Genomic DNA, 23,696 nt, shown 5'->3' with positions numbered 1-23,696 from the left:
GCCCGGTTGGGCAAGGAGGTAGACGGGTGAGAGGCGACCGGCTGCTGGCCGAGGTGAGCAGGCTCGTCTGGGGGCGGGCGCTGCTGATCGTGCTGGTCACGGCTCTCGCCGCGGCGGCGAGCCTGCTGCTGCCGAACGCGCTCGCGGTGGGAGTCGACGCCGCCATCGCCGGGCGCACCGACCCCCTGAAGGTGGTCTGGGTCCTCTCCCTCGGCGCCACCGAGATCCTCGCCGAAGTGCTGGGCGGCGTGCTCACCATCAGCGCGACCAGCACCTCGACGGCCTGGTTGCGGCGGCGCCTGGCCGACCGGCTGCTCGCGCTCGGGCTGCGCTCGCCGTTCGCGGAGGGGGACGCGCTGAGCAGGCTGACCGGGGACTGCTACAGCGCCGGCGCCATCGTCTCGATCCTCGTGCAGCTGGGTTCCTCGGTCGTCATCAGCACCGGCGCGATCGTGCTGCTCGCCGTGCTGGACTGGCGCCTCGCGCTCGTCTTCCTCGCCAGCGTGCCGCTCGCCCTGCTGACCGCGCGCTCGCATCTGCGCCACACCGCCGACGACGTCCTCACCTACCAACAGGTTTCCGGCGAGCTGTCGGCCCGGCTGCTGGACGCGGTCCGCGGCCTGCGCACCATCGCCGCCTCCGGAACCGCCGACCGCGAAGCCGAGCGCGTGCTCCGGCCGCTGCCCCGGCTCGGGGGCGCGGGGTCCGGGATGTGGCGGACGCAGGCGCGCATGGTCTGGCGGGCGTCCTTGCTGTTGCCCGCGGTCGAACTGGCGGTGCTGCTCGCCGCCGGGTTCGGTGTCCTCGCCGGCCGGCTGACGATCGGCGACGTGCTCGCCGCGCTCGGCTACGTCGCGCTGGGGATGAGCCTCGTGCGGCAGATCCCTCTGCTCACCACGCTTTCCCGCGCACGCTCGTGTGCGCGCCGGATCGACGAGGTGCTGTCCGAACCCGCGCCGCGACCGGGTTCGGTCACCGTCGCCCGGGGCACGGGCAGGATCGAGTTCGACGGGTTCGAGATCCCCGGCGGCGCTTTCGTCGCCGTCGTCGGCCGGTCCGGGTCGGGCAAGTCACGGCTCGTCGCGAAGCTCGGCGGCCTGGAGCCGGACGGCGTGCGGCTCGACGGCTGCCCGACCGGCTCGATCCGCCCCGAGGACCTGCGCGCGCTGGTCGGATACGCGTTCGACCGGCCCGCGCTGATCGGCGACACCGTCACCGACGCGGTCGTCTTCGGCAGCTGGGCCGGTCGTGGCGCGGTGCGCGAGGCGTGCCGCGAGGCGCAGGTGCACGACCTGATCGTCCGGCTGCCCGAGGGCTACGACACGCCGCTGGCGGAAGCGCCGCTCTCCGGTGGCGAGGCCCAGCGGCTGGGCCTCGCCCGCGCGCTCGTGCGGCGGCCGCGCGTGCTGGTGCTCGACGACGCGACGGCGAGCCTGGACACCGTGACGGAGTCGCTTGTGGACAGTGCGATCGCCGCACACGGCAGCACGCGGATCGTCGTCACCCGCCGTCCGGCTGCCGCCGCTCGCGCGGATGTCGTGCTGTGGCTGGAAAACGGCCGGGTTCGCGCGGCCGCGCGGCACGACGTGCTGTGGCAGGACCCCGACTACCGGGCCGTGTTCACCGAGGAGGCCGGGTGAAGCTGTACTGGCGGACGCTCGGCGCGCAATGGCGCGGCGGTCTCGTGCTGCTCGCCTGCTCGGTCGCGGAAGGACTGCCCGCGTTCAGCTCCGGGCGGCTCGTGCAGCTCGCGATGGACGACGGGTTCGCGGCGGGACGGCCGGGGCGCGGCACTTGGTGGCTGCTGGTGTTCGGCGCGGTCGCGCTGTTCGGGGCGGCCGGTTCGCGGCTGGTGTGGCGGCAGCTGGGCACGCTCGTCGAGCCGGTGCGGGACGCGCTCGTCACCGCCGTCGTCCGCGGGGTGCTGCACAACCCGTCGCCGCGGCGCAACGGGTTCGACGCCGGTGCGGTCGCCCGGATCACCCAGCACGTCGAGGTGATCAGGGACGCGACCGCGGGGCTGCTGGTGCAGGCGCGCGCCATGGTGGTGACCACGGGCGCCGCGCTGCTCGGGCTGTTGACGGTGGCGGGTTCGCTGGCGTGGCTGGTCGCCGTACCCGTGGTCGCCTCGCTGCTGTTGTTCGCCGCCCTCCTGCCCGGCCTCGCCCGACGGCAGCGCGAGGTGACGCTCGCCGACGAGGCGACGGCCTCGCAGGCCGGGACCGTGCTCGCGGGGATGCGCGACGTCGTCGCCTGCGGCGCCGAGCCCGGCGTCGCGCTGACCTTGCACGACGTCGTCGCGGCGCAGGCCAGGGCCGCGATGCGGATGGCGCGGATGGCCGCCGCCCGCACGGCCGTGATCGCGCTCGGCGGCTTCCTGCCGCTGCTGCTGGCGCTCGCGGCGGCGCCGGGCCTCGTCGCGGCCGGGCGGTTGAGTGCGGGCGCCGCGCTCGGCTCGCTGGTCTACCTCGCCACCAGCCTGCAACCCGCGGTGCACGGCCTCGGCGCGACGTCGAGCAGTGTGATGTTGCGCCTGCTCGTGGCGCTGCGACGGGTCGCGGAGACCACGACGCTGCCCCCGCCGCGGACGGGCGTCCGAGAGCCCGCGGACGAGACGGTCGAGGCCCGCGGACTGACGTTCGGCTGGGGCGAGCACGCCGAGCCGATCGTGCGTGGACTGGACCTCCGGCTGACCGCCGGCGACCACCTCGCGGTCGTCGGGCCGAGCGGGATCGGCAAGTCGACGCTGGCGGGGTTGCTGACCGGGATGGTGCGGCCGCAGGCGGGCGAGGTGCTGCTCGGCGGTGCTCCGGTCGCGGAGCTGCGCCCCGCGGCCCTGCACCGGCTGGTCGCGCTCGTGCCGCAGGAGGCGTACCTGTTCACCGGAACCGTGCGGGAGAACCTCGCGTTGTTCGCGCCGGGCGCGAGTGACGGGCAACTGGTCGAGTCCGTGCACGCCGTCGGTGCGGGCGAGGTGGTGGCCCGTCTCGGCGGGCTCGACGGCGAGGTCGGCGACGTCTCGACCGGTGAACGGCAGCTGCTCGCGCTCGCGCGGGTGCACGCGAGCCCTGCCCGCGTGGTGATCCTGGACGAGGCGGCCTCGAGCCTCGACCCCACTGCCGAGGTGCGGGCCGAACGCGCGTTCGCGGCGCGCGGCGGCGTGCTCGTGGTGATCGCGCACCGGCTTTCGTCCGCCCTGCGTGCGGACCGGGTGCTGGTCATGGACGGCCGGGCCACGCTGCTCGGCCGCCACGAAGACCTGCTCGCCGCTTCGCCGCGCTACGCCGCGCTCATGCGGGCGTGGACCGATCCGGTGGCGGCCTGAGCGCCTCCAGGCAGTCGCGCAGCTTGCCCTCGACGGGCAGCGGGCGGCGGGTCTCCCGGTCGACGAAAACGTGCACGAAGTGCCCTTCGGCGACGAGCTCCTCCTGGCGGGAGATGCCGATCTCGTACCGGACGCTCGACTTGCCCAGGTGCGCCACCCGCAGCCCGACCGACAGCACGTCGGGAAACGCGACGGAGGCGTGGTAGTTGCAGTGGGACTCGACGCACAGGCCGATGACCGGGCTGGTCCCCGGGTCGAGACCGCCGCGCTCGATCAGCCAGGTGTTGATCACCGTGTCCATCAGCGAGTAGTGCACGACGTTGTTGACGTGCCCGTAGACGTCGTTGTCCTTCCAGCGCGTCGGGATCTGCTGGACGTGTGGATAGCCGTTCACCACAGGGACACCGAGCGGCGCAGGATGCCGGACAGGTCGTCCTCGGTGGGCGTGCGCGGCGCGGTGGCCAGCAGCCGCTGCTGCTTCACCGTGCCCTCGACCAGACTGTCCACATCGGACTCGGAGTAGCCCACCGCGCCGATGCCGTTGGGGATGCCGATCCGCTCCATCAGCCGCCGCAGCACGGTCGGCAGGTGGTCGGCGTCGTCGTTCGGGCGCTCGACATCGGGGCCCAGCAGCTGCGCGACCCGCAGGTGCCGCTCGGGCGCGGCCTCGAAGGTGAACCGGAACGCCTCGGGCGCGGTCAGCGACACGGCCATGCCGTGCGGCACGAGGGCTTCCGCCGGCGGGTAGCCGTCGGGCACGAAGTCGCGGACCTGCCCGGCGATGGGGTAGGCGTTGGCGTGCGGGATGTGCACGCCCGCGTTGCCGAAGCCGAGGCCCGCGAAGGTCGCGGCGAGCGCCAGGTTCTCCCGCGCGTGCAGGTCCTCGCCGTTCTCGACGGCGGCAGGCAGCGAGTCGCGCAGCAGCAGGAGCGCGCGCTCGGCGAACATGTCGGCGATCGGGTTGGCGCCGCAGTACGGCACCCGCTCCTCGGGCTTCTTGCGCTCGAAGTCGGTGTAGGCCTTGGCGGTGTAGCTCTCCGCCGCGTGACAGAGGATGTCCATACCACTGGCCGCGGTCACCCCGGCGGGCTGGCTGACGGTCAGCCGCGGGTCGACGACCGCGAGCGTCGGGCGCAGCCGCAGGTGGCTGATCCCGGTCTTGACCCGGAGCGAGAGCACGTCGAGCACGCACACCGTGGTGCTCTCGGACCCGGTACCGGTGGTCGTCGGCACCGCGACGAGGGGCTTGAGCGGGGCACCGGGGGCGCGACCGCCGCCGACCGGCGGGTTGATGTAGTCCATCAACTCGCCTTCGTTGCTGGTCAGCAGGTTCACGGCCTTGGCGGTGTCGATCGTGGACCCGCCGCCGACGGCGACGAACGCGTCCCACGGCCCGGTCCCGCGGGCGTGGTCGACCGCCTTGGCCATGCTCACGTCGGTCGGCTCGACGTGCACGCCGTCGAAGATCTCCGCGTGCAGGCCGTAGCCGACCAGGCCCTCGGCGATCCGCTGCGGCCAGCCGGTCGCGGCCACCGCCGGGTCGGTGAGCACCAGGACTCGACGCGCGCCGGCCTGGGTCAGGTCGTATCCGATCTCTTCGCAGGCACCGGCTCCGTACTTCAGTGCGGGCGCCCCGTACGTGAACACTGTCTCGTTGGCCACGGTGCTAAGCGTAGGTGCTACTGACAGGTGATCGCGTCCACTGTCGATACCTGGGTTTCACTTGACCGGAGTAGTCGGCGACTGCTTACCTTGATCCATCACGTATCAGCAAGGGTGGACCGTGGCGCGGATGGCGGTCCGGGTATTGAGCGACGCGGGGGTACAGCGCGCGTACACCGTGGCCGGCGACTCGTTCCTCGAGCTGCTCGACGTCTGCCAGCTCGAAGGCCCGCTGACGCTCGTCACCGCCCGGCAGGAAACCGGCGCCGCCTTCATGGCCGAGGCCGAGAGCAAGCTGCGGGACGTGCCGGCGCTGCTGCTCGGCATGCGCGGGCCGGGCGTGCTGAACCTGCTCGTCGGCGTGCAGACCGCATACCAGGACGAGACCCCGCTGATCGTGTTGCTGGCCGACCGGCCGTCGGTGAACCTGACCGGCGACGAGGCCGACGGGCCGGACCTGTTCGGACTGTTCCGTCCCTTCGCGAAGTGGACCGCGCGCGCCGAGCTCGCATCCGAAGTGCCCGCCCTGCTGGCCGAGGCGCTCGGCGAGGTCCAGCGCGGCCGCCGCGGTCCGGCGGTGCTCACCGTCCCCGACGACTTCTGGGTCGCGCCCTGCGACGGGCCCGTGCCCCAGCCCGAACCACGGCCCGACCGGACCGGCGCGCTGCTGCGGTCCGCCGACGAGGTGGCCGGCCTGCTGGCCGACGCCCGCTACCCGGTGGTCATCGCGGGCGCCGGCGCGCGCCCGGCCCGCCAGGAGCTGGTCGCGGTGGCCGAGCAGCTGGGCCTGTCGGTGTACAACGCCTTCCGCCGCCAGGACGCCTTCCCCGAGAACCACGCCCGCTACGCCGGTCACCTCGGTGTCGGCATCCCCGCCCGGCAGCTCGACGCGCTGGACCGCGCCGACCTGGTGCTCGCGATCGGCGCGCGGCTCGACGAGGTCACCACGCAGAACTACCGCTACCCGTCGCCGGGCCAGACGCTCGTCGTGATCGGCACCGGGCTGATCCCGACCCGCCGCCGCGGCCTGACCTTCCGGATCGAGACCGAGATCGCGCCGTTCCTGCGGGAGCTGAGCATGATCGCGCAGCCGCGCGCGCGGCGCAGCTCGGCGGCCAACGCGTCCACCCACACGTACATGACGCCGCCCGACACGAGTGAGAGCGTGCTGGTGCATCCGGCGGACGTGGTGCGCGCGGTGCGCAAGGTCGCGCCCGAGGACACCATCGTGACCAGCGATTCGAGCAACTTCGCGAGCTTCGTGCACCGCTACTGGTGTTTCACGGAGCCCTACACGCAGCTCGGGCCCGCCGACCGCGCGGTTGGTTACGCGGTGCCGGCGGCGGTCGCCGCGAAGCTCGCCGCGCCGAAGCGCACCGTCGTCGCGATGGTGGGCGACGGCAGTCTGATGACCACCGGCCAGGAGCTCGAGACCGCCGTCCGCTGCCGCGCGCCGGTGATCGTCATCGCCAGCCAGAACGGCCTGAACGGCGAGGTCGCGATGCACCAGGCGCGCACGCACGGGCGGCTGTCGGGGGTGGCGATGGGCACCCTGGACTTCGCGTCCTGGGCGCGGGCGTTCGGGGCGGTCGGCTACACCGTCGAGTCGCCCGAACAGCTGGAACCGACGGTCGGGCGGGCGCTGCGGCACCAGCGGCCGAGCGTGATCGACGTCCGGACGGACCCCGATGTCATCGACCCCGACGTGCGGCTGTCCGCGCTGTTCCGGGGCGATCGTTCCAGCTAGTAAGCCGTGTGGGATCGGTGTGTGGCTGGTCCGCCGAAACCTCGCCTTTTGCCCCGGCCTCGCGTAGGGTCAGGATTTCCTTGCTATTTCACGAATTCAGGAATTGGTAACCCTGCATGGTCACAGAAACCCCCGTCCGTAAACCGAAACCGATTATCTCCGGTATGCGTTCGCTTCCCGAACACGTACTGGTCAAGGTGTTCGTCCTGCTGCCGTTGGTCGCGCTCGCCGCGGCGGTTCCGTTCGCCTGGGGCTGGGGGTTGAGCTGGCTCGACATCGGGCTCGGCGCGTTGTTCTTCGTCGTGTCCGGGCTGGGGGTGACGGCCGGATACCACCGGCACTTCACGCACGGCTCGTTCAAGGCTCGCCGCCCGCTGCGGATCGCGCTGGCCATCGCCGGGAACCTCTCCGCGCAGGGACCGGCCACCACCTGGGTCGCCGACCACCGGCGGCACCACGCGTTCTCCGACCGGGTGGGCGACCCGCACTCGCCGTGGCTGTTCGGCACGGGCGCGAAAGCGCTGGCCAAGGGCTTCTGGCACGCGCACATGGGCTGGCTGTTCGAGCGCGAGGTGACCAACGCCGAGCGCTTCGCGCCGGACCTGCTCGCCGACCGCGACATCCGCCGGGTCGACAGCCTGTTCCCCGTGTGGGTGGCCGCGACCTTCCTGCTCCCGGCGCTGGCGGGCGGCCTGATCACCTGGTCCGTGTGGGGTGGCGTGACCGCCTTCTTCTGGGCCGGCCTCGTCCGGGTCGCCCTGCTGCACCACACCACGTGGTCGGTCAACTCGATCTGCCACATGATCGGCGAGCGGCCGTTCGCGAGCCGGGACAAGGCGGCCAACTTCTGGCCGCTCGCGATCTTCTCGTTCGGTGAGTCCTGGCACAACCTGCACCACGCCGACCCGACCTGTGCGCGGCACGGCGTCCAGCGAGGTCAGCTGGACATCACCGCGCGGCTGATCTGGATCTTCGAGAAGCTCGGCTGGGCCACCCAGGTCCGCTGGCCGACACCCCAGCGGCTGAACAGGCTGGCGCTCCAGCCCGATCTGTGATTAACTGTTGGTGGTCTCAAGCTTTTGTGTTCGTGCTAACCCACGCTCGCAAGACTTCGCGGGCGTAGTGGTTTCCCACTCGGGACATCAAACCGCCTCGCGTTCGACCCGGAGCATCGAAACGGTGCTTTGATTTGCTTTGCTGTATATGGAGATTGTTTTTATGGTTCAGGGCACTGTGAAGTGGTTCAACTCCGAGAAGGGGTTCGGCTTCATCACCCCCGACAACGGTGGCGGCGACGTCTTCGTGCACTACTCGGAAATCCAGGGCAACGGCTTCCGTAGCCTCGACGAGAACGCACGGGTCGAGTTCGAGATCGGTCAGGGCCAGAAGGGCCCGCAGGCCACCTCGGTCAGCCTCATCTGACTCAGGCTTCGAAGCGAGCCCCCGCCTCACCACGAGGCGGGGGCTTCTTTGTGTGCACCTCTTCCGTCCGGGGCCACTCCGGGTGTCCCATGGGTAGCTGTGACGGAGCACACAGCGGGGATCGTGGCGAATCCCGCGTCCGGCCGCGACATCCGGCGGCTGGTCGCGAAGGCCTCGGTGTTCCCCACGGCCGAGAAGGCCAACATGGTGCAGCGGCTGCTCACCGCGCTCGCCTCCGTCGGCGTCACTCGTGTGCTGCTGTCCACCGACCTCGGCGGGATCTCCGCCGCCGTCCTGCGGGCTCTGCGCACCCGGCGCGACCCCTGGCCCGCTGTCGAGTTCTGCGACGCCGACCCGCTCACCGACTCCGCCCAGGACACCACCAACGCCGTCGGCCGCATGCGTGCCGCCGGTGCGAAGGTGATCATCTGCCTCGGTGGTGACGGCACGGCTCGGGTGGCCGCCGCCGCGTGCGGCGAGGTGCCGCTGCTGCCCCTGTCGACCGGTACGAACAACACGTTTCCCCAGCTCCGCGAGGCCACCGTCGCCGGGCTCGCCGCCGGCCTGGTCGCCACGGGCGCGGTCCGGGCGACCCGGCGCGCCTCGGTCCTCGAGGTCACCGCGGGCGAGCGGACCGAACTCGCCCTCGTCGACGTCTGCGGGTCCAGCTCGCCCTACGTCGGCTCCCGCGCGTTGTGGGAGCCCGCGCAACTCACCGAGCTCTACTGCACCTTCGCCGAACCCGACGCCATCGGCCTGTCCAGCGTCGCCGGGCAGCTGTGCCCGAGCCCCCGCGAGGAACCGCAGGGTGTCGCGTTGCGGTTCGCGCCGCCGGGGCAGGCCCGCTGGGTCGTGCGGGCGCCCATCGCGCCCGGCCTCGTCGTGCCCGTCGGCGTCCGCGACTGCCGCGTGCTTCCCGTGGGCGAGACCGTCGAGCTCGAACCGTGCGGGGTGGTGGCCGTCGACGGCGAACGCGAGCTCGAACTCCTCGACGGCCGGCCCGCCTCGATCCGGCTGCGGGCGGACGGGCCGCACTGCGTAGACGTCACCGCCGCCCTGACCGAAGCCGCCAGCCTCGGCCTGCTCACCGAAGAAAGGAACGTCAACGATGACGGACACCTTGCGCACACCCGCTCAGCCCGGCCTTGACGCCGACCGCCTGGTCGAGGCCTACCGCACGATGCGGACGATCCGCGCGTTCGAGGAACGCGTGCACGAGGAGTTCGCGACCGGCGAGATCCCCGGGTTCGTGCACCTCTACGCGGGTGAGGAGGCGTCCGCGACCGGGGTCTGCCTGCACCTGGAGGACCGCGACTCGATCGCGAGCACCCATCGCGGGCACGGGCACTGCATCGCGAAGGGCGTGGACCCGAAGGCGATGATGGCCGAGATCTACGGCCGCCGCACCGGCTCCTGCCACGGCAAGGGCGGTTCGATGCACATCGCCGACCTGTCGAAGGGGATGCTCGGGGCCAACGGCATCGTGGGCGGCGGTCCGCCGTTGATCTGCGGTACCGCGCTGGCGGCGAAGCAGCTGCACACCGGCGGGGTGGGCGTGGCGTTCTTCGGCGACGGAGCGAGCAACCAGGGCACCACCTGCGAAGCGCTCAACCTGGCGTCGGTGTGGAACCTGCCCGCGATCTTCGTGGCGGAGAACAACGGCTACGCCGAGGCCACGGCCAGCACGTGGTCGGTGTCGGCGGACAACATCGCCGACCGCGCTGCGGGCTTCGGGATGCCGGGCGTGATCGTGGACGGGTTCGACTTCTTCGCCGTGTACGAGGCGGCAGGCGAGGCCATCAGGCGTGCCCGCGAGGGCGGCGGCCCGACCCTGATCGAGGTCAAGTTCACCCGGTACTTCGGGCATTTCGAGGGCGACCAGCAGACCTACCGTGCCGACGAGGTCGCCAACGCCCGCGACAAGCTCGACTGCCTCAAGCGCTTCCGCGCCAGGGTCACCGGGACCGGGCAGCTCTTGACGTCCACATTGGACTCGATTGACGCCCAGGTGGCCGATCTGGTCGACGCCGCGGCCGCCGAGGCGAAGGCCGCGCCGAAACCCGGCCGCGAAGACCTGGAAACCGACGTCTACGTGTCGTACTGAGGAGCGCGAAATGGCACGCACGATCAGCTACCGCGACGCGATCAACGAGGCGCTCACCCAGGAGATGGAGCGTGACGCCACGGTCGTGGTCATGGGCGAGGACAACGCGGGCGGCGCCGGCAGCCCCGGCGAAGAGGACGCCTGGGGCGGCGTACTCGGTGTCACGAAGGGGCTCTACCACCGGTTCCCTGGGCGGGTGCTGGACACGCCGATCACCGAGTCGGCGTTCATCGGTGCCGCGATCGGTGCCGCGACCCGCGGGCTGCGGCCGGTCGCCGAGCTGATGTTCATCGACTTCATGGGCGTCTGCTTCGACCAGATCTTCAACCAGGCGGCCAAGTTCCGCTACATGTTCGGCGGCAACGCCGAGACACCCGTGGTGATCCGCACGATGTACGGCGCCGGGCTGCGCGCGGCGGCCCAGCATTCGCAGGCGCTCTACTCGATCTTCACCCACATCCCGGGGTTGAAGGTCGTCGTGCCGTCCAGCCCGTACGAGGCGAAGGGCCTGTTGATCCAGTCGATCCGCGACAACGACCCGGTGATCTTCTGCGAGCACAAGGTGCTCTACGACAGCACTGGCGAAGTCCCCGAGGACAGCTACGCGATCCCGTTCGGCGAAGCCAATGTCGTCCGCGACGGCGACGACGTGACGATCGTGGCGATCGGCCGGATGGTCGCCGTCGCGGAGGCCGCCGCCGCGGAGCTCGCGAGCTCCGGGATCGAGGTCGAGCTCATCGACCCGCGCACGACCAGCCCGCTCGACACGGAGACGATCCTGGAGAGCGTCGAGAACACCGGCAGGCTGGTCGTCGTCGACGAGGCGACGCCGCGCTGCAACCTCGCGACCGACATCTCCGCGCTGGTCGCGAAGCAGGCCTTCGGCGCGTTGCGCGCGCCGATCGAGATGGTCACCGCCCCGCACACGCCGGTGCCGTTCTCCGACGCGCTCGAGGACCTCTACATCCCGGACGCGCAACGGGTCGTCAACGCCGCCAAGGCTGTCGTGGAGTGGCAGCGCTGATGGACGAGCGGATCGCGAAGGTCGTGATGCCGAAGTGGGGCCTGTCGATGGCCAGCGGCAAGGTCACCGAGTGGGTTGCCGCGGAGGGCGACGAGATCGCCGACGGTGACGAGCTCGCGGACATCGACACCGACAAGATCACCGGATCGCTGGAGGCGTCCGACGAGGGCGTGTTGCGCCGGGTGATCGCGCAGGTCAACGAGGACGTGCCGGTGGGCGGCACCATCGCGCTGATCGCGCCGGCCGAGGTGCCGGAGGAGGAGATCGAGGCGGCTGCCCGGCAGGCCCGTGCGGAGCTGGACTCGGGTGCGGTCGCGGAGGTCCCCGGCCCGGTCACCGGCACGGTCGAGGTCGGCGGGCGGACACTCGCGTACGCCACGCTCGGCGAGGGCGACGAGCACGTCGTCCTGGTGCACGGCTACGGCGGTGACAAGAACTCCTGGCTGTTCGTGCAGGAGCCGCTGTCCGAGCGCCGGACGGTGCACGCCCTGGACCTGCCCGGGCACGGCGAGTCGAGCAAGGACGTGGGCGACGGGTCGCTGGACACGCTCGCCGACGCGGTGCTGGGATTCCTGGCGGCCATGGAGATCTCGCGTGCGCATCTCGTCGGGCACTCGCTCGGGGGAGCGGTGGTGGTCGCCGCGGCGGCGCGTGAGCCGTCGAGAGTCGCTTCGCTGACGCTCGTGGCGCCTGCCGGGTTCGGTGACGACATCAACGCCGACTACCTGCGCGGCTTCGCCACGGCAACGTCGAGGCGGGAGCTGAAACCGCATCTCGCCGCGCTGTTCGCCGATCCCGCGCAGGCGACCCGCCGCCTCGCGGACGACCTGATGAGGTACAAGCGGATCGACGGCGTCGACAAGGCGCTTCGCACGCTGCTCGACACCCTGCTGCGACCATTGGACGTCCGCCCGCTGTTGTCCGAAGTGGACGTTCCGGTGACGGTGCTGTGGGGCAGGCTGGACGCGGTGCTGCCCGCGACGAATGCCGCGTCGCTGCCGGGCGTCCGGTACGTCGAGGGCGCGGGCCACATGGTGCACCTGGAGTCGCCGTCGGTGGTCGTGGAAGTGGTGCCCTGAATGTCACGCTGAGCACGCGCGTGTGCGCCCATCCGAGTGGTTCTCGGCATCGGGGCGGAAAGGAGATAGCGGCCCGGTAAGGCAACAGGAAAGACACGTGTCAATAACGCCGGGTGAGAATTTCCGATCGGCCGGACTCGATGGCGACCGCCGTGGTGACTCGGATACCTTCATGCGGGTGGAACACCGGGTGAGGGGTGGAGATTCATGACGAGTACCGCGGTGCGGCCGGGGGCGCCGAGCGGACCCGTGGCGGAACCTCCCGTGCCCGATCCACCCGCGTCCGGTGCACAGGGGCGCAGTGGCTTCGCCGGGTTGCTGGACCTGCCGGTCACCGGCTGGCGCGCCCTGACCAAGTCGGTCCGCCGGAGTCCGGGACGGCTGACCGTGATCGGCGTCGGGCTCGTGCTGCTGTGCCTGATCTTCGGGCTGGTCGGCACCTTCGCCGTCCAGGGCAAGAACGACACGATCAACGAGCTGATCGACCACCGCGAGCCGCTGACCGCCGCGTCGCAGGAGGTGTACCGCTCACTGTCCGACGCGGACGCCACGTCGGCCAACGCGTTCCTGGTGATCGGCGCCGAGCCGCCCGAGCTGCGAGCCCGCTACGACCTCGACATCGCCCGCGCGGGCGCGGCGCTCGCGAAGGCCGCTTCGGACTCCGAGGGCTACGCCGACGCCGCCACCAAGGTCGACATCCTCAGCCGCAACCTGCCGGTCTACACCGGCATCATCGAGCGGGCCAGGGCGAACAACCTCCAGGGCTTCCCGGTCGGCGCGTCCTACCTGCGCGAGGCGTCGAACCTGATGCGCACGACGATCCTGCCCGCCGCCGCGGACCTCTACAACATCGACACCGGCAGGCTGACCGCCGAGCAGGAGGACGTCAGCGGCTTCCCGTGGTTCAGCACGGTCCTGCTGGTCGCCGTGCTCGCCGCGCTCATCGCGACCCAGGTGTACCTGACCCGGCGGACCAACCGGCTGCTCAACATCGGCCTCGTCGTCGGCACCGGCGCGATGGTGGTCCTGCTGCTGTGGGGCGCGGTCGCGCTGATCGTGCAGAGCGTGCTCGTCGGAGCCGGCCGCGACGACGGCAGCCATCCGGTCGACGTGCTGGTCCGCGCGCGCAGCGCCGCGGTGCAGGCCCGCGCCGACGAGATGATGACGCTCGTCGCCCGCGGCGACGGTGGTTCCTACGAGCAGGACTACCAGCAGCTCGGCCCGTTGTTCACCGGGCTGCTCAAGCAGGCGCAGGGCCTGATGACCGGCGACGCGGGCAAGCAGATCGACGCGGCGCTGGCGAACGCCAACACCTGGCTGCAGACGCACAAGGACATCCGTGCGAAGGACGACAGCGGCAACTACGCCGACGCGGTGCGCGAGGCCGTCGACACGACGGCCCCGAACGGCGCGGCCGCGTCGTTCGGCAAGCTGGACCAGGAGCTGGTGACCGCGATCGACGTCGGACGGCAGAGCTTCCTGGACGACACCAGCGGCGCCGACGGGGCGCTGACCCTGCTCGCGCCCGGCGTCGCGGTGCTGTCCGTGGTCGCCGCCGCCGGCGTGACCATCGGGATCCGGGACCGCCTGAGGGAGTACCGGTGAGACGGAACAAGATCGCCGCCGTCCTCGCGGCGGTGGCGCTGCTCGTCACGGGCTGCGGCAGCGCGGGCACCCCGGTCGACCCCGCCCCGGTGGGCACGGTGCAGGCGCCGCAGCCGGCGAACGTCGGCGGCGCGGACAAGGTCAGCGCCGGCTCGGGTGCGGACGACTGCGACACGCGCAGCCTCGCGCCCAGCCCGGGCATCCCGTCCGGGTCCACGATGGCCGCGATCCGCCAGCGCGGCAGGCTGATCGCCGGGGTCGACCAGACCACTTACCTCTTCGGCTTCCTCAACCCCGCCAACGGCAATCTCGAAGGCTTCGACATCGAGATGGTCAAGCAGATCGCCACGGCGATCTTCGGCTCGTGGGAGGGCCACGTGCAGTGGACGACGATCCCGTCGTCCCAGCGGGAGAACGTGCTGCGCACGCACGCGGTGGACATCGTGGTGCGCACCTACAGCATCACCTGTGCCCGGCTCAAGGACGTCGACTTCTCCGCGACGTACTACCTCGCCGGGCAGCGGGTGCTCGCGGCCCGCAACTCCGGCATCACGGGGATGGCCGACCTCGGCGCGAAGAAGGTGTGCGCCACCAAGACGTCCACCTCGCTGGCCGCGATCCAGAACGCGCCGTCGCGGCCGATCCCGGTCTCGGTGAACAACTGGTCCGACTGCCTGGTGATGCTGCAGCAGGGGCAGGTCGACGCGATCTCCACCGACGACGTGATCCTCGCCGGGATGGCGAAGCAGGACCCGAACCTCGAGGTCGTCGGGGACAGGTTCACCGAGGAGCACTACGGCGTGGGCATCCCGAAGGGCCAGGAGGACATGGTCCGGTTCGTCAACTCGGTGCTCGAAAGCGTCCGGGGCGACGGTGTCTGGCAGCAGAACTACAACACGTGGATCGCGCCCGTGCTCGGGCCCGCCGGTCCGCCGCCCGTCTCGTACCAGTGAGGAAGCAATGCCCGACAACGAGCCCATCTCCGGTCGTCTGGACGAGTCGCCCGCGGAGTCGACGCAGTACATCCGCCCGGTCGCGCCGCCGCAGCCACAGCAGCAGCAGCTGACGAGCGTGCTCGCGGCACCGGCGCCGCCGACGACGAGCATCATGCCGCCGCAGCCGATCGAGCACCCCAGCGGTTCGGGCGTGCAGCTGCCGGACCCGGGCACCGAGAGCGTGCTGCCGGAGAGCTCCAGCGGCAGGCACACCGGCTCGGGCAGCGGCCCCGGCTCGGGTCCCGGCACCGGCTCCGGCGCGTTCCCTGGCACCTCGCGGCGCACCGGCCGCCGCACGTCCCGACGCGGACGGCTCGGGCTGGGCCTGGTCGAGGTGCCCCCGGTGCCCTACCGCGACCCGGCGTCCGCCGTGCTCACCAACCCGGTGGTGTCGGAGGAGAAGCGTTACTGCGGCAACTGCTCGGCCAAGGTCGGCCGCGGCGACGCCGGGCCCGAGGGCGTGTGCGAGAAGTGCGGGACCCCGTACTCGTTCCTCCCCAAGCTCCGGGCCGGTGACCTGCTCGGCGGCCAGTACGAGGTGCTCGGTGCGCTCGCCTACGGCGGCCTCGGCTGGATCTACCTCGCCCAGGACCACAACGTCAACGACCGCTGGGTCGTCCTCAAAGGACTGATCGACACCGGCGACGCGACGGCGATGGCCGCGGCCGTGAACGAGACCCGGTTCCTTGCCGAGGTCGAGCACCCGAACATCGTCAAGATCTACAACTTCGTCCAGCACCCGGACGCGCGCACCGGCCACTCGGTCGGCTACATCGTGATGGAGTACGTGGGCGGGCAGTCGCTGCGGCAGCTGGCGCTGGCGCACTACCGCAAGGCCGGCAGGCCCGAGCCGTTGCCGATCGGCCAGGTCATCGCCTACGGCCTGGAGATCCTGCCCGCGCTGGGGTACCTGCACAGCCAGAACCTGCTGTACTGCGACCTCAAGCCGGACAACGTGATCCAGACCCACGAGCAGCTCAAGCTGATCGACCTGGGCGCGGTGCGCCGCCTCGACGACTACTCGAGCCCGCTGTTCTTCACCACCGGCTACAGCGCGCCGGAGCTGGCCACGCACGGCGCCTCCGTCGCGTCCGACCTGTACACCGTCGGGCGCACGCTGGCCGTGCTGAGCTTCGAGTTCAACGGCTACACCACGAAGTACAAGGACTCGCTGCCCACCCCGGACGAAGTCCCGCTGTTCAAGCTCTTCGGTTCCTACCACCGGTTCCTCAAGCGCGCCACGCACCGCGACCCGGACCGCCGGTTCATCACCGCCGAGGACATGGCCGACCAGCTCGCCGGGGTGCTGCGCGAGATCATGGCGATGGGCACCGGAAAGGCCCGCCCCGGTGTGTCCACTGTGTTCGGTCCGGAGACCAACACGTTCGGCGTGGACATCGTGGTGCCGGAGCCGGGACAGCCGGTCGCCCTGCCGAAGGGCGTGGACGTCGTGGGCGGCCTGCCGATCCCGCAGGTCGACACCAGCGACCCGGCGGCCGGTGTGCTGGCCACGACCACGGCGCTGGACCCGCAGGGCGCGATCGACGCGCTGACCGGCGCGCCGCGCGAGTCGATCGAGGTGCGGCTGCGGATCGTGCGTGCCCGCATCGAGCTCGGCGAGCTGGCGGAGGCGAACCGGCAGCTGCAGGCCGCGCAGTACCTGGCGATCCGCGCCGGCTACCCGCACGACTGGCGGATCGACTGGCACCGCGGGCTGATCGAGCTCGCCGGCGGGCGCCAGCGGGTCGCGCAGGTGGCGTTCGAGGCGGTGTACGACGACCTGCCCGGCGAGATCGCGCCGAAGCTCGCCCTCGCGGTGAGCGCCGAAGGCGTCGGCGACCACTTCGCCGCTTCCCGGCTGTACGAGCTGGTGTGGCGGACCGACCGCAGCTACGTGAGCGCGGCCTTCGGCCTGGCGCGGGTGTATCTCGCACAGGGCGCCCGCGCGAGCGCGATCGAGGTGCTCGAGTCGGTGCCGTCGTCGTCCACGCACTACGTCGCCGCCCAGGTCGCCGCGATCAAGATCAAGACTCGGGTGACCGGCAACGGCTCGGTGTCCGAAGGCGACCTCGCCGACGCGGGCACCCGGCTGGAGCGGCTCACGCTCGACGCGGAGAGCCGCACGAAGCTGTCCGCGGAGGTGCTCGAAGCCGCGTTCCAGTGGGTGAAGGCCGCCCCGCCGGGGCACCGGACGCCGACGAAGGTGCTGGGCTGGGCGTTGTCCGAACGGGACGTCCGGTTCGGACTGGAACGCTGCTACCGCGCGCTCGCCCGGCTGGCGAACACCGCGGCGGACCGCGTCGACCTGGTCGACCGGGCGAACGCGATCCGGCCGCGAACCCTGACCTAGGGGTGTGCGGAGCGGGTCCGTTGTGGGCGGGTCCTAGGGGTTGATCTGGTCCGGGGTCTGCCGGAACTTCGTCAGCGCGTCCGGGTCACCGTGCGTGGTGAAGTGCTCGAAGCCCACCTCGACGAACAGGGCCCGGGCGCGGACCGCGACGGAGCCGTCCTCGGCGCCGAGCCGGCCTTCCGCGCTGGCGTAGAGCTTGCGGCCGGCCACACCGTCCACCTTGGCCGTGATGAACAGGGTCGAGCCGACCGGCACCGGCCGCAGGAAGTCCGTTTCGAGCTTGCCGGTCACCGCCGGCCGGCGCAGCAGGTTGCCGACGGCCGAGCCGAGCGCCTCGTCGAACGCGCAGGCCAGCAGCCCGCCGTGCGCCAGCCCGGGCGCGCCCTGGTGCGCTTCGGTGACCGCGAACTGGCTGTGCACCAGCGCGTGCTCACCCATCGTCGACCGCATGTGCAGCCCGCCTTCGACGTCTCCACAGCCGAAGCACTGGTCGTAGTGCACCGCCAGCTTCGTACCCGGCCGGGGTGCGTCGGGATGCGGGGCCGGGGACTCGGTGTCGACCGGGGGCCAGGGGGTCGACCTGCGGGATCGGGGTGCCTCGCTCATCCGACCAAGCTAACTCGTCAAGCCGGGAAATTCGCGTTCGCCCCTTCCCCGAAGAGACAAGAGCCACGAGACGCGGGAAAATCACTATCCATGGCGAGGAAGCCACTAAGGTCGCATCCTTGACCGCTGGTACGGAACTGTGGATGAGGAGGTCGGGGCGTATGGCAGAAGCGGCGGCTCAGGAATCGGAAATCGACCCGAGAACGGTGAAGCGGGCGGTTATCGCGTCCGCCATGGGTAACGCCACCGAATGGTACGACTACGGTGTGTTCACCTCCGGTGCCATTGCGACGAGCATCGGCACAGTGTTCTTCCCGGGTGAGGGCAACGCGGTCCTCAAGTCGCTCGCACTGGTCGCGATCGGCTTCGTGGTGCGCCCGTTCGGCGGTGCCTTCTTCGGTCCCCTCGGCGACAAGATCGGCCGGCAGAAGGTCCTGGCCATCACCATCCTGATGATGTCCGGCTGCACCTTCCTGGTCGGCTGCCTGCCCACCTACGCGGGCGGCTACGCGATCGGCATCGGCGCGCCGATCCTGATCCTGTTGCTCAGGCTGATCCAGGGCTTCTCGACAGGGGGCGAGTACGGCGGTGCCGCGACGTTCATCGCCGAGTACGCGCCCACGAAGCGCCGGGGCTTCTGGGGCAGCTTCCTGGAGTTCGGCACCCTGACCGGCTACGTGCTGGGCAACGTGGTGGTGCTCGCGGTGACCCTGTCGTTCACCGCGGAGCAGGTCGGCAGCTGGGCCTGGCGCATCCCGTTCTTCGTCGCGCTGCCGCTCGGCCTCGTCGGGCTGTACCTGCGGACGAAGCTCGAGGACACGCCCGAGTTCCAGCGGCTGGAGAAGGCGGGCGAGAAGTCGGAGAAGGCGCCGCTGAAGGAGACGCTGACCGAGAACTGGCGGATGATCCTGAACCTGATCGGGATCGTGCTGCTGCTCAACATCGCGGACTACATGCTGCTGACCACGATGCCGACGTACTTCACGGACACGCTGAAGATCAACGACAACACGTCGACGCTGATCATCATCTGCGTCGAGATCGTGCAGATGGCGCTGATCGCGCCGTTGGGCGCGCTGTCGGACCGGATCGGCCGGAAGCCGTTGCTGCTGACGGCGGCGATCGGGTACATCGTGCTGAGCTACCCGTCGATCAAGCTGATGCAGAGCGGCAACCTCGCGCTGCTCATCGTCGGCTTCGGCGTGGTGGCCCTGCTGCTGGTGCTGATGCTCGCGGTGATCGGGTCGACCTTCCCGGCGATGTTCCCCACCCGCGTTCGCTACGGTTCGTTCGCAATCGGTTACAACGTGTCCACGTCGATCTTCGGCGGCACGTGCGGCGTCATCGTCACGGCGCTGATCCACGGGACGGGCAACGAGGACTGGCCGGCGTTCTACCTGATGATCGCCGCCGCGATCGCGCTGGTGCCGATCCTCCGGATCCCGGAGACCGCCCGGGTGCCGATCGCCACGATCGAGGTGCAGGCCGCGCCTTCCGACGGGCTGCGGACGGCAACCTCCTGACAGGATATGGAAAAGGGCCGCGCTTCCCGTGAGGGGCGCGGCCCTTTTTGCTCACTCGGCCGTGATGTCGCCTGCGCGAGGAGCGAAGTGGCGTCGCGACCACGCCGCCAGCGCTGCCGCAATACCGAACGCCAGGCCACCTTCCACGAGCAGCACTGTGAACACCATGGACTTCCTCCTCCGGGATCTCGTCCGGCGCGGCCGGAACGGGGATTGGGCGGACCGGTTTACGGTCCCTGCTGTTCATCGTTCACGGACTACCGGGTATTTCAGGGGAACCTGGCGTTGAGTCGTGATCTGCGCCACGGCAAGATAGGGGCACCGGCAAGCGAGGAGAGGGCGGCGATGACCGACCGCAACGAGACCCCCGGGATGGCGGATGCCGCGCGGCTGCTCGACGACATGACGCAGCAGCTGACCCCGGTACCCGCGTTCCTCGACGAGCAGGCGATCACCGCGCGGGTCGAGTACGCCCCGGCCGCCGAGGAGAACCTCGACGGCCACGTGCTCTGACCGTCAGGCGCTCAGCGCCGACAGCTTGGTCCAGTCCGACCAGGAGTAGGTCCAGTCCGAGTAGTCGCCGTCCTTGGCGCTCAGCTGCTGGCTGCTGCCGGTGATCTCCACCGGGTCGCCCATCAGCACGCTGTCGTAGTACTCCTTGGCCCGCGCCGGCGACAGGTTCAGGCAGCCGTGCGAGATGTTCTTCTTGCCCTGGGCCCACACGGACGCCGCGAGCCCGTGGATGAACTCGCCGTTGTTCGAGATCCGCACCGCCCACGGCACGTTCACGTCGGTGTAGCCGTAACGCGGGTTGCTCATCGAGTAGGTCGGGTACTTCGTCATCACGACGTGGGTGCCGCTGTGCGTGACGCGGCCCGGGTCGGAGTCGAGCCCGTAGCTCACCGGGTAGTCGGCGATCTGCTGCCCGTCCCGGATGACCTGCATGCGATGGGTGCGGGTGTCGCCCTTCACGATCTGCGAGCGGCCGATGGTGAAGCTCGCCGAGACGTCCTGCTTGCCGTAGACGCCGTCGCCGATCTTGACGCCGTAGATCTTCGCGGTCACGACGACCTTCGTGCCCGGCTGGTAGTACTCCTTGGGACGCCAGTGCGCGACGGAGTGGCCGTCGACGTCCGGCAGCCACGCCCAGGAGCCCTCGGTCTTCGGGTTGGTCTGGACAGTAAGCGCTTTCTCGGCGGCGACCTTGTCGGCGACCTTGCCGCTGAAGGTGAGCGCGATCGGCATCGCGATGCCGTAGGTCTGGTTGTCGCCGACGTTCAGGCTGCCGGAGACCTGGCGCTTCGCGGTCGCGGTGGTGAACTGGCCGGACAGCTGCACCGGCTTGCCGTCGGCGCCCGTCGCGGTGCCGGACCAGGTGTAGCTCTTGCCGAAGCCGAGCGGCTCGGTGGCCGACCAGCTGTGCTTGTCGGCCGCGAGCTCCCCGGCGACCGCCTTGCCGTCGGGGTTCGTCAAGGTGATCGTCTGCAGCGTGCCGTCGGCGACCTTCACGCCGACCGGATCACCGGGCGCGACGTCCTTCGCGCCGGCAGCCGGCTGGGTGGTGAGCTTCGCCGACAGAGCCTCCGCGGCTGCACCGCTGCCGCCCGCCGGGGCCTGTGTACCCGAGTCCGGCGCAGGCGCCGGATCGCTCGAGCAGGCACTGAGGCCGAGGGTGACTGCCAGGCCCAACGCGACCAGCGCGGCAGGCAGACGACGTGCGGTCCTGAGTGGTTTCACCGGTGGATGCCCCTTCTCCCCGTTTGCACCAAAGACGCCCATCGGGTTGTCAAAGTTGACACCCATGTGAGTGACACAGGTCACGTCTTATGGACGTTCAGGCAGATGATCAGCCTATCGGGTTCCCCGAACGCGGAAGGGGCGCCGCGGTACGACGTTCCGGTGACATCGAAGAACGGCCGCTGAGGGGCTTTCGATTTCGCCAGATCCCGGTACGCTTCCCCCTAGGCCGTCGTTTTGCGTGTTCGTGGCTTCACACTCGCGGAACTTCTGACGCGAGCCATGAGCCGGACATGCGCTCTTTGCTCGTCTCGTTGGAACCGCCCGGGGCGGCCCGGGCGCCGTCACGGCGGTGCTCGATGCGGATGTAACGAGGAGTAAAGCGGTGGCGCAAGGCACTGTGAAGTGGTTCAACGCCGAGAAGGGCTTCGGCTTCATTGCCCAGGACGGCGGCGAGGGCGATGTCTTCGTGCACTACTCGGAGATCGATGGGCGCGGCTTCCGCACCCTCGAAGAGAACCAGCGTGTTGAGTTCGAGGTCGGGCAGGGCCAGAAGGGTCCGCAGGCCCAGAAGGTTCGCGTCATCTGAGACGCTTCCTGCATGAACGTCGCAAGCCCCCGGCGGGTCTCCCGTCGGGGGCTTGTTCGTTGCCAGGACAGAAAACGGGCGCCCCGGCCGGGTCGGCCGAGGCGCCTTGTTCGGGTCGGTCACGCCCGGCGATCATCGGGGGTTGAGCCGGGTGTGTGGGGGCGGGGGTTGTCGTGGTGAGCGGTCAGGCCCAGTTCTTGTCGAAGAAGTGCTGATCGGTGTGGGCGGTTCCGGTGTGGTCGGCGAACTGACGCCGCTGGGAGGACGCGGCCTGGGCTTCCCAGGACAGGCGTTCGAGGATCCATTCACGAGCCAGCGCCTGCGGTGAGGTGCCGCGCTCCTCGGCGAGGTCGCGCAGCTGGGAGCTGGCGACCAGGTTCATCCGGAGCTGGTACACCTGCGCTTCGCCGAACCGCTTGCCAGTGCCGGTGCTTTCGGGACCGGTCTCGGGGGCGAGTGCGGCGAGATAGCTGGTGAGCTCATGGTCTTCGACCGCGACTTCGGCCTCCTTGGCGGGCGAGTTCCGGTGGCGACCGGGATTCACCGGCTTGAGGTCGGTCCGGGTATTGCCGCGGCGTCCTAACGATGGAAGAGGCACCCGGCCACGATAACGGTTTAGTCACGCCAGGCAGCTCGATGTGACCCAAACCACAGTGAAAACGGCGATTACCTTAGGCCGTTCCGGTTACGGAACACCCACATAGCGCAACCCGTGCGGAACGGACCGTCATCTCCCCAGTTCCAGCGGGGTTTTCCGGTGAAGATCAAACGCGCCACCGTACCGCCCCGCCAAATTTTGACCGCCGCAGACCCGCGCGGATCTGCCGGTGTCATCCAACTCCACCACCCTCCCGGGATGAGGAGCTCGCCCCGTGGGGCCCGGGGGCTCGGCCCCCGGGAGACACAAGGACCCCGGGAAGCCGCAAAGCGGCGAACAGGAATGGAGAGGCCCCCGCGCCAGGGGGAGGAACGCGGGGGCCGGAGGGGATCTCCACAGGCGCTGACCGGGGGTGTGTCAGCACGTCGATTGTTACACGGAAACGGGCGCGTTCGCGAGTGGTGGACAAGAAAAAGTCGGACGGGCCGTCATCTGGCGGTTGCTGCCTGTTCACCTGGCTTTGTGGCTCTGTGTGGGCGTTCCGGTAGGGCAGGTTCACTCTGCGGGGGGCTGCGGTGCCGTTATTTCTATGGCTAGCCTCGCGCCAAGTTGCTAGTACGAAGCTTTTGGAGGAGCTATGAGCGGGTCTGTGGAAGTGCGACAGTTCCTCCTTCGGTACGAAGGTGGCGACGCGGGCAACGGCAGCCTGGGTGGGGTGCCTTCGCAGCGAGCGGGACAGGCCGACGCGCCGAGGGTGTCGGACGACCAAGTCCGCCGGGCGCGGCTGGCCGTCGCCGCCGGCGCGACGGACGCCGAGGACTGTGCCCAGTTGCTGGACATGCTGGGCCTGATCCCGGACGAAGACGGTCAGATCCCGGCGCAGCGGTAGTCGGACGGCGGGTCCGGGGCGCGCGCCCCGGACTTTTCGTATCTGGTGTTCGGCGTGGGCGGGGGTCGTCGTCCTGTCCGGAGTGATCGCCGCCACCATGAAGGTTCGGTGGCCCGGCTACGGCCCCAAAGCCTTGTCCCGACAACGTTTTCCCAGTTCGGCGCCCCTGTACGAGGTTTAGGGATACCGGGTTGGAGGGGGGTTGGGGCGTGCCCTATGCTTGTAATCGCTCCCGGGGGGACCCTGAGAGCGCGGTCGGTCGGTTCGCCGAAATCGATCGAGCTCCCATCGTCCAGCGGCCTAGGACTCCGCCCTTTCAAGGCGGCAACGCGGGTTCGAATCCCGTTGGGAGTACGCAGTACAGCAAGGCCCTGTGGCGCAGTTGGTTAGCGCGTCGCCCTGTCACGGCGAAGGTCGCGGGTTCGAGTCCCGTCAGGGTCG

Annotated in this window: 21 protein-coding genes and 2 tRNA genes; 18 read left to right on the top strand and 5 right to left on the bottom strand. The window is 70.3% G+C overall.

What is annotated here, in order from left to right; all coding sequences use genetic code 11:
• The first annotated feature begins 26 nt into the window (after nt 1-26).
• Nucleotides 27-1,640 (top strand): ABC transporter transmembrane domain-containing protein, encoded by a 1,614-nt coding sequence (locus LWP59_RS37165; RefSeq protein ID WP_144637777.1) that lies wholly within the window; start codon nt 27-29, stop codon nt 1,638-1,640.
• A complete protein-coding gene (locus LWP59_RS37160; protein WP_144637779.1) occupies nt 1,637-3,325 on the top strand; it encodes an ABC transporter ATP-binding protein in 1,689 nt (562 codons plus the stop codon). The genes LWP59_RS37165 and LWP59_RS37160 overlap by 4 nt, the downstream gene beginning before the upstream one ends.
• Here the strand turns inward: LWP59_RS37160 and LWP59_RS37155 are convergent.
• Both LWP59_RS37155 and LWP59_RS37150 read right to left on the bottom strand, forming a co-directional pair.
• On the bottom strand, nt 3,291-3,722 hold the full coding sequence (locus LWP59_RS37155) for an acyl-CoA thioesterase (protein WP_144637781.1): 432 nt from the start codon (nt 3,720-3,722) through the stop codon (nt 3,291-3,293). The two genes, LWP59_RS37160 and LWP59_RS37155, sit on opposite strands and share 35 nt — an antisense overlap.
• Entirely contained in the window at nt 3,716-4,987 is a 1,272-nt protein-coding gene (locus LWP59_RS37150) for a hydroxyacid-oxoacid transhydrogenase (protein ID WP_229857908.1), read from the bottom strand. The genes LWP59_RS37155 and LWP59_RS37150 overlap by 7 nt, the downstream gene beginning before the upstream one ends.
• 130 nt (nt 4,988-5,117) lie before the next feature.
• Between LWP59_RS37150 and LWP59_RS37145 the strand changes: the two genes are divergently transcribed.
• The 10 genes from LWP59_RS37145 to LWP59_RS37100 all read left to right on the top strand — a co-directional run bounded on the left by LWP59_RS37145 (nt 5,118) and on the right by LWP59_RS37100 (nt 17,313).
• Entirely contained in the window at nt 5,118-6,734 is a 1,617-nt protein-coding gene (locus tag LWP59_RS37145) for a thiamine pyrophosphate-binding protein (RefSeq protein ID WP_144637783.1), read from the top strand.
• A 164-nt stretch (nt 6,735-6,898) separates the two neighbouring features.
• The gene (locus LWP59_RS37140) at nt 6,899-7,789 is read left to right on the top strand and encodes an acyl-CoA desaturase (RefSeq protein ID WP_229857906.1); all 891 of its coding nucleotides are present in this window, start codon (nt 6,899-6,901) and stop codon (nt 7,787-7,789) included.
• A 163-nt stretch (nt 7,790-7,952) separates the two neighbouring features.
• Complete coding sequence (locus LWP59_RS37135; RefSeq protein ID WP_144637787.1) at nt 7,953-8,156, top strand: cold-shock protein; 204 nt, start codon at nt 7,953-7,955, stop codon at nt 8,154-8,156.
• A gap of 99 nt (nt 8,157-8,255) precedes the next feature.
• Nucleotides 8,256-9,305 carry an ATP-NAD kinase family protein gene (locus LWP59_RS40540; protein ID WP_144637789.1) on the top strand — a complete coding sequence of 350 codons (1,050 nt, stop codon included), beginning with the start codon at nt 8,256-8,258 and terminating at the stop codon, nt 9,303-9,305.
• Nucleotides 9,265-10,260, top strand: coding sequence for a thiamine pyrophosphate-dependent dehydrogenase E1 component subunit alpha (locus LWP59_RS37125; RefSeq protein ID WP_144637791.1), 996 nt, complete (start codon nt 9,265-9,267; stop codon nt 10,258-10,260). Before LWP59_RS40540 ends, LWP59_RS37125 begins: the two co-directional genes overlap by 41 nt.
• A 10-nt stretch (nt 10,261-10,270) precedes the next feature.
• Entirely contained in the window at nt 10,271-11,284 is a 1,014-nt protein-coding gene (locus tag LWP59_RS37120; protein ID WP_144637793.1) for an alpha-ketoacid dehydrogenase subunit beta, read from the top strand.
• The gene (locus LWP59_RS37115; protein WP_144637795.1) at nt 11,284-12,363 is read left to right on the top strand and encodes an acetoin dehydrogenase dihydrolipoyllysine-residue acetyltransferase subunit; all 1,080 of its coding nucleotides are present in this window, start codon (nt 11,284-11,286) and stop codon (nt 12,361-12,363) included. Before LWP59_RS37120 ends, LWP59_RS37115 begins: the two co-directional genes overlap by 1 nt.
• Nucleotides 12,364-12,570: 207 nt before the next feature.
• The gene (locus tag LWP59_RS37110; RefSeq protein ID WP_144637797.1) at nt 12,571-13,968 is read left to right on the top strand and encodes a hypothetical protein; all 1,398 of its coding nucleotides are present in this window, start codon (nt 12,571-12,573) and stop codon (nt 13,966-13,968) included.
• Entirely contained in the window at nt 13,965-14,921 is a 957-nt protein-coding gene (locus LWP59_RS37105; protein WP_144637799.1) for a glutamate ABC transporter substrate-binding protein, read from the top strand. The genes LWP59_RS37110 and LWP59_RS37105 overlap by 4 nt, the downstream gene beginning before the upstream one ends.
• Before the next feature lie 7 nt (nt 14,922-14,928).
• Nucleotides 14,929-17,313 (top strand): serine/threonine-protein kinase, encoded by a 2,385-nt coding sequence (locus tag LWP59_RS37100; RefSeq protein ID WP_144637801.1) that lies wholly within the window; start codon nt 14,929-14,931, stop codon nt 17,311-17,313.
• Between the two features lie 33 nt (nt 17,314-17,346).
• On the opposite strand, the gene LWP59_RS37095 is transcribed toward LWP59_RS37100, so the two are convergent.
• Nucleotides 17,347-17,919, bottom strand: coding sequence for a PaaI family thioesterase (locus LWP59_RS37095; protein WP_144637803.1), 573 nt, complete (start codon nt 17,917-17,919; stop codon nt 17,347-17,349).
• Between the two features lie 233 nt (nt 17,920-18,152).
• Here LWP59_RS37095 and LWP59_RS37090 point away from each other — a divergent pair, with 233 nt between their 5' ends.
• Nucleotides 18,153-19,442: an MFS transporter gene (locus tag LWP59_RS37090; RefSeq protein ID WP_229857903.1), complete on the top strand. Its 1,290-nt coding sequence runs from the start codon at nt 18,153-18,155 to the stop codon at nt 19,440-19,442.
• Between the two features lie 345 nt (nt 19,443-19,787).
• Nucleotides 19,788-19,955, top strand: coding sequence for a hypothetical protein (locus tag LWP59_RS37085; RefSeq protein ID WP_186383211.1), 168 nt, complete (start codon nt 19,788-19,790; stop codon nt 19,953-19,955).
• A gap of 3 nt (nt 19,956-19,958) precedes the next feature.
• On the opposite strand, the gene LWP59_RS37080 is transcribed toward LWP59_RS37085, so the two are convergent.
• Nucleotides 19,959-21,221: a L,D-transpeptidase gene (locus LWP59_RS37080; RefSeq protein ID WP_144637889.1), complete on the bottom strand. Its 1,263-nt coding sequence runs from the start codon at nt 21,219-21,221 to the stop codon at nt 19,959-19,961.
• Nucleotides 21,222-21,564: 343 nt separating this feature from the next.
• On the opposite strand from LWP59_RS37080, the gene LWP59_RS37075 reads away from it, so the two are divergent.
• The gene (locus tag LWP59_RS37075) at nt 21,565-21,768 is read left to right on the top strand and encodes a cold-shock protein (protein WP_027941311.1); all 204 of its coding nucleotides are present in this window, start codon (nt 21,565-21,567) and stop codon (nt 21,766-21,768) included.
• 184 nt (nt 21,769-21,952) lie between these two features.
• On the opposite strand, the gene LWP59_RS37070 is transcribed toward LWP59_RS37075, so the two are convergent.
• Complete coding sequence (locus LWP59_RS37070; protein WP_144637805.1) at nt 21,953-22,366, bottom strand: hypothetical protein; 414 nt, start codon at nt 22,364-22,366, stop codon at nt 21,953-21,955.
• A gap of 637 nt (nt 22,367-23,003) precedes the next feature.
• Here LWP59_RS37070 and LWP59_RS37065 point away from each other — a divergent pair.
• From LWP59_RS37065 to LWP59_RS37055, 3 genes are all read left to right on the top strand, one after another.
• Nucleotides 23,004-23,255, top strand: a complete 252-nt coding sequence (locus LWP59_RS37065) for a hypothetical protein (RefSeq protein WP_144637807.1) — start codon at nt 23,004-23,006, stop codon at nt 23,253-23,255.
• Between the two features lie 281 nt (nt 23,256-23,536).
• A tRNA-Glu gene (locus LWP59_RS37060) sits at nt 23,537-23,609 on the top strand.
• A gap of 13 nt (nt 23,610-23,622) precedes the next feature.
• A tRNA-Asp gene (locus LWP59_RS37055) sits at nt 23,623-23,696 on the top strand.

Origin of the sequence: Amycolatopsis acidiphila (assembly GCF_021391495.1) — a bacterium.
GTDB lineage: Bacteria > Actinomycetota > Actinomycetes > Mycobacteriales > Pseudonocardiaceae > Amycolatopsis_E > Amycolatopsis_E acidiphila.
The sequence above is the reverse complement of the archived record's forward strand: the minus strand, read 5'-3'. Positions and strand labels throughout refer to the sequence as shown.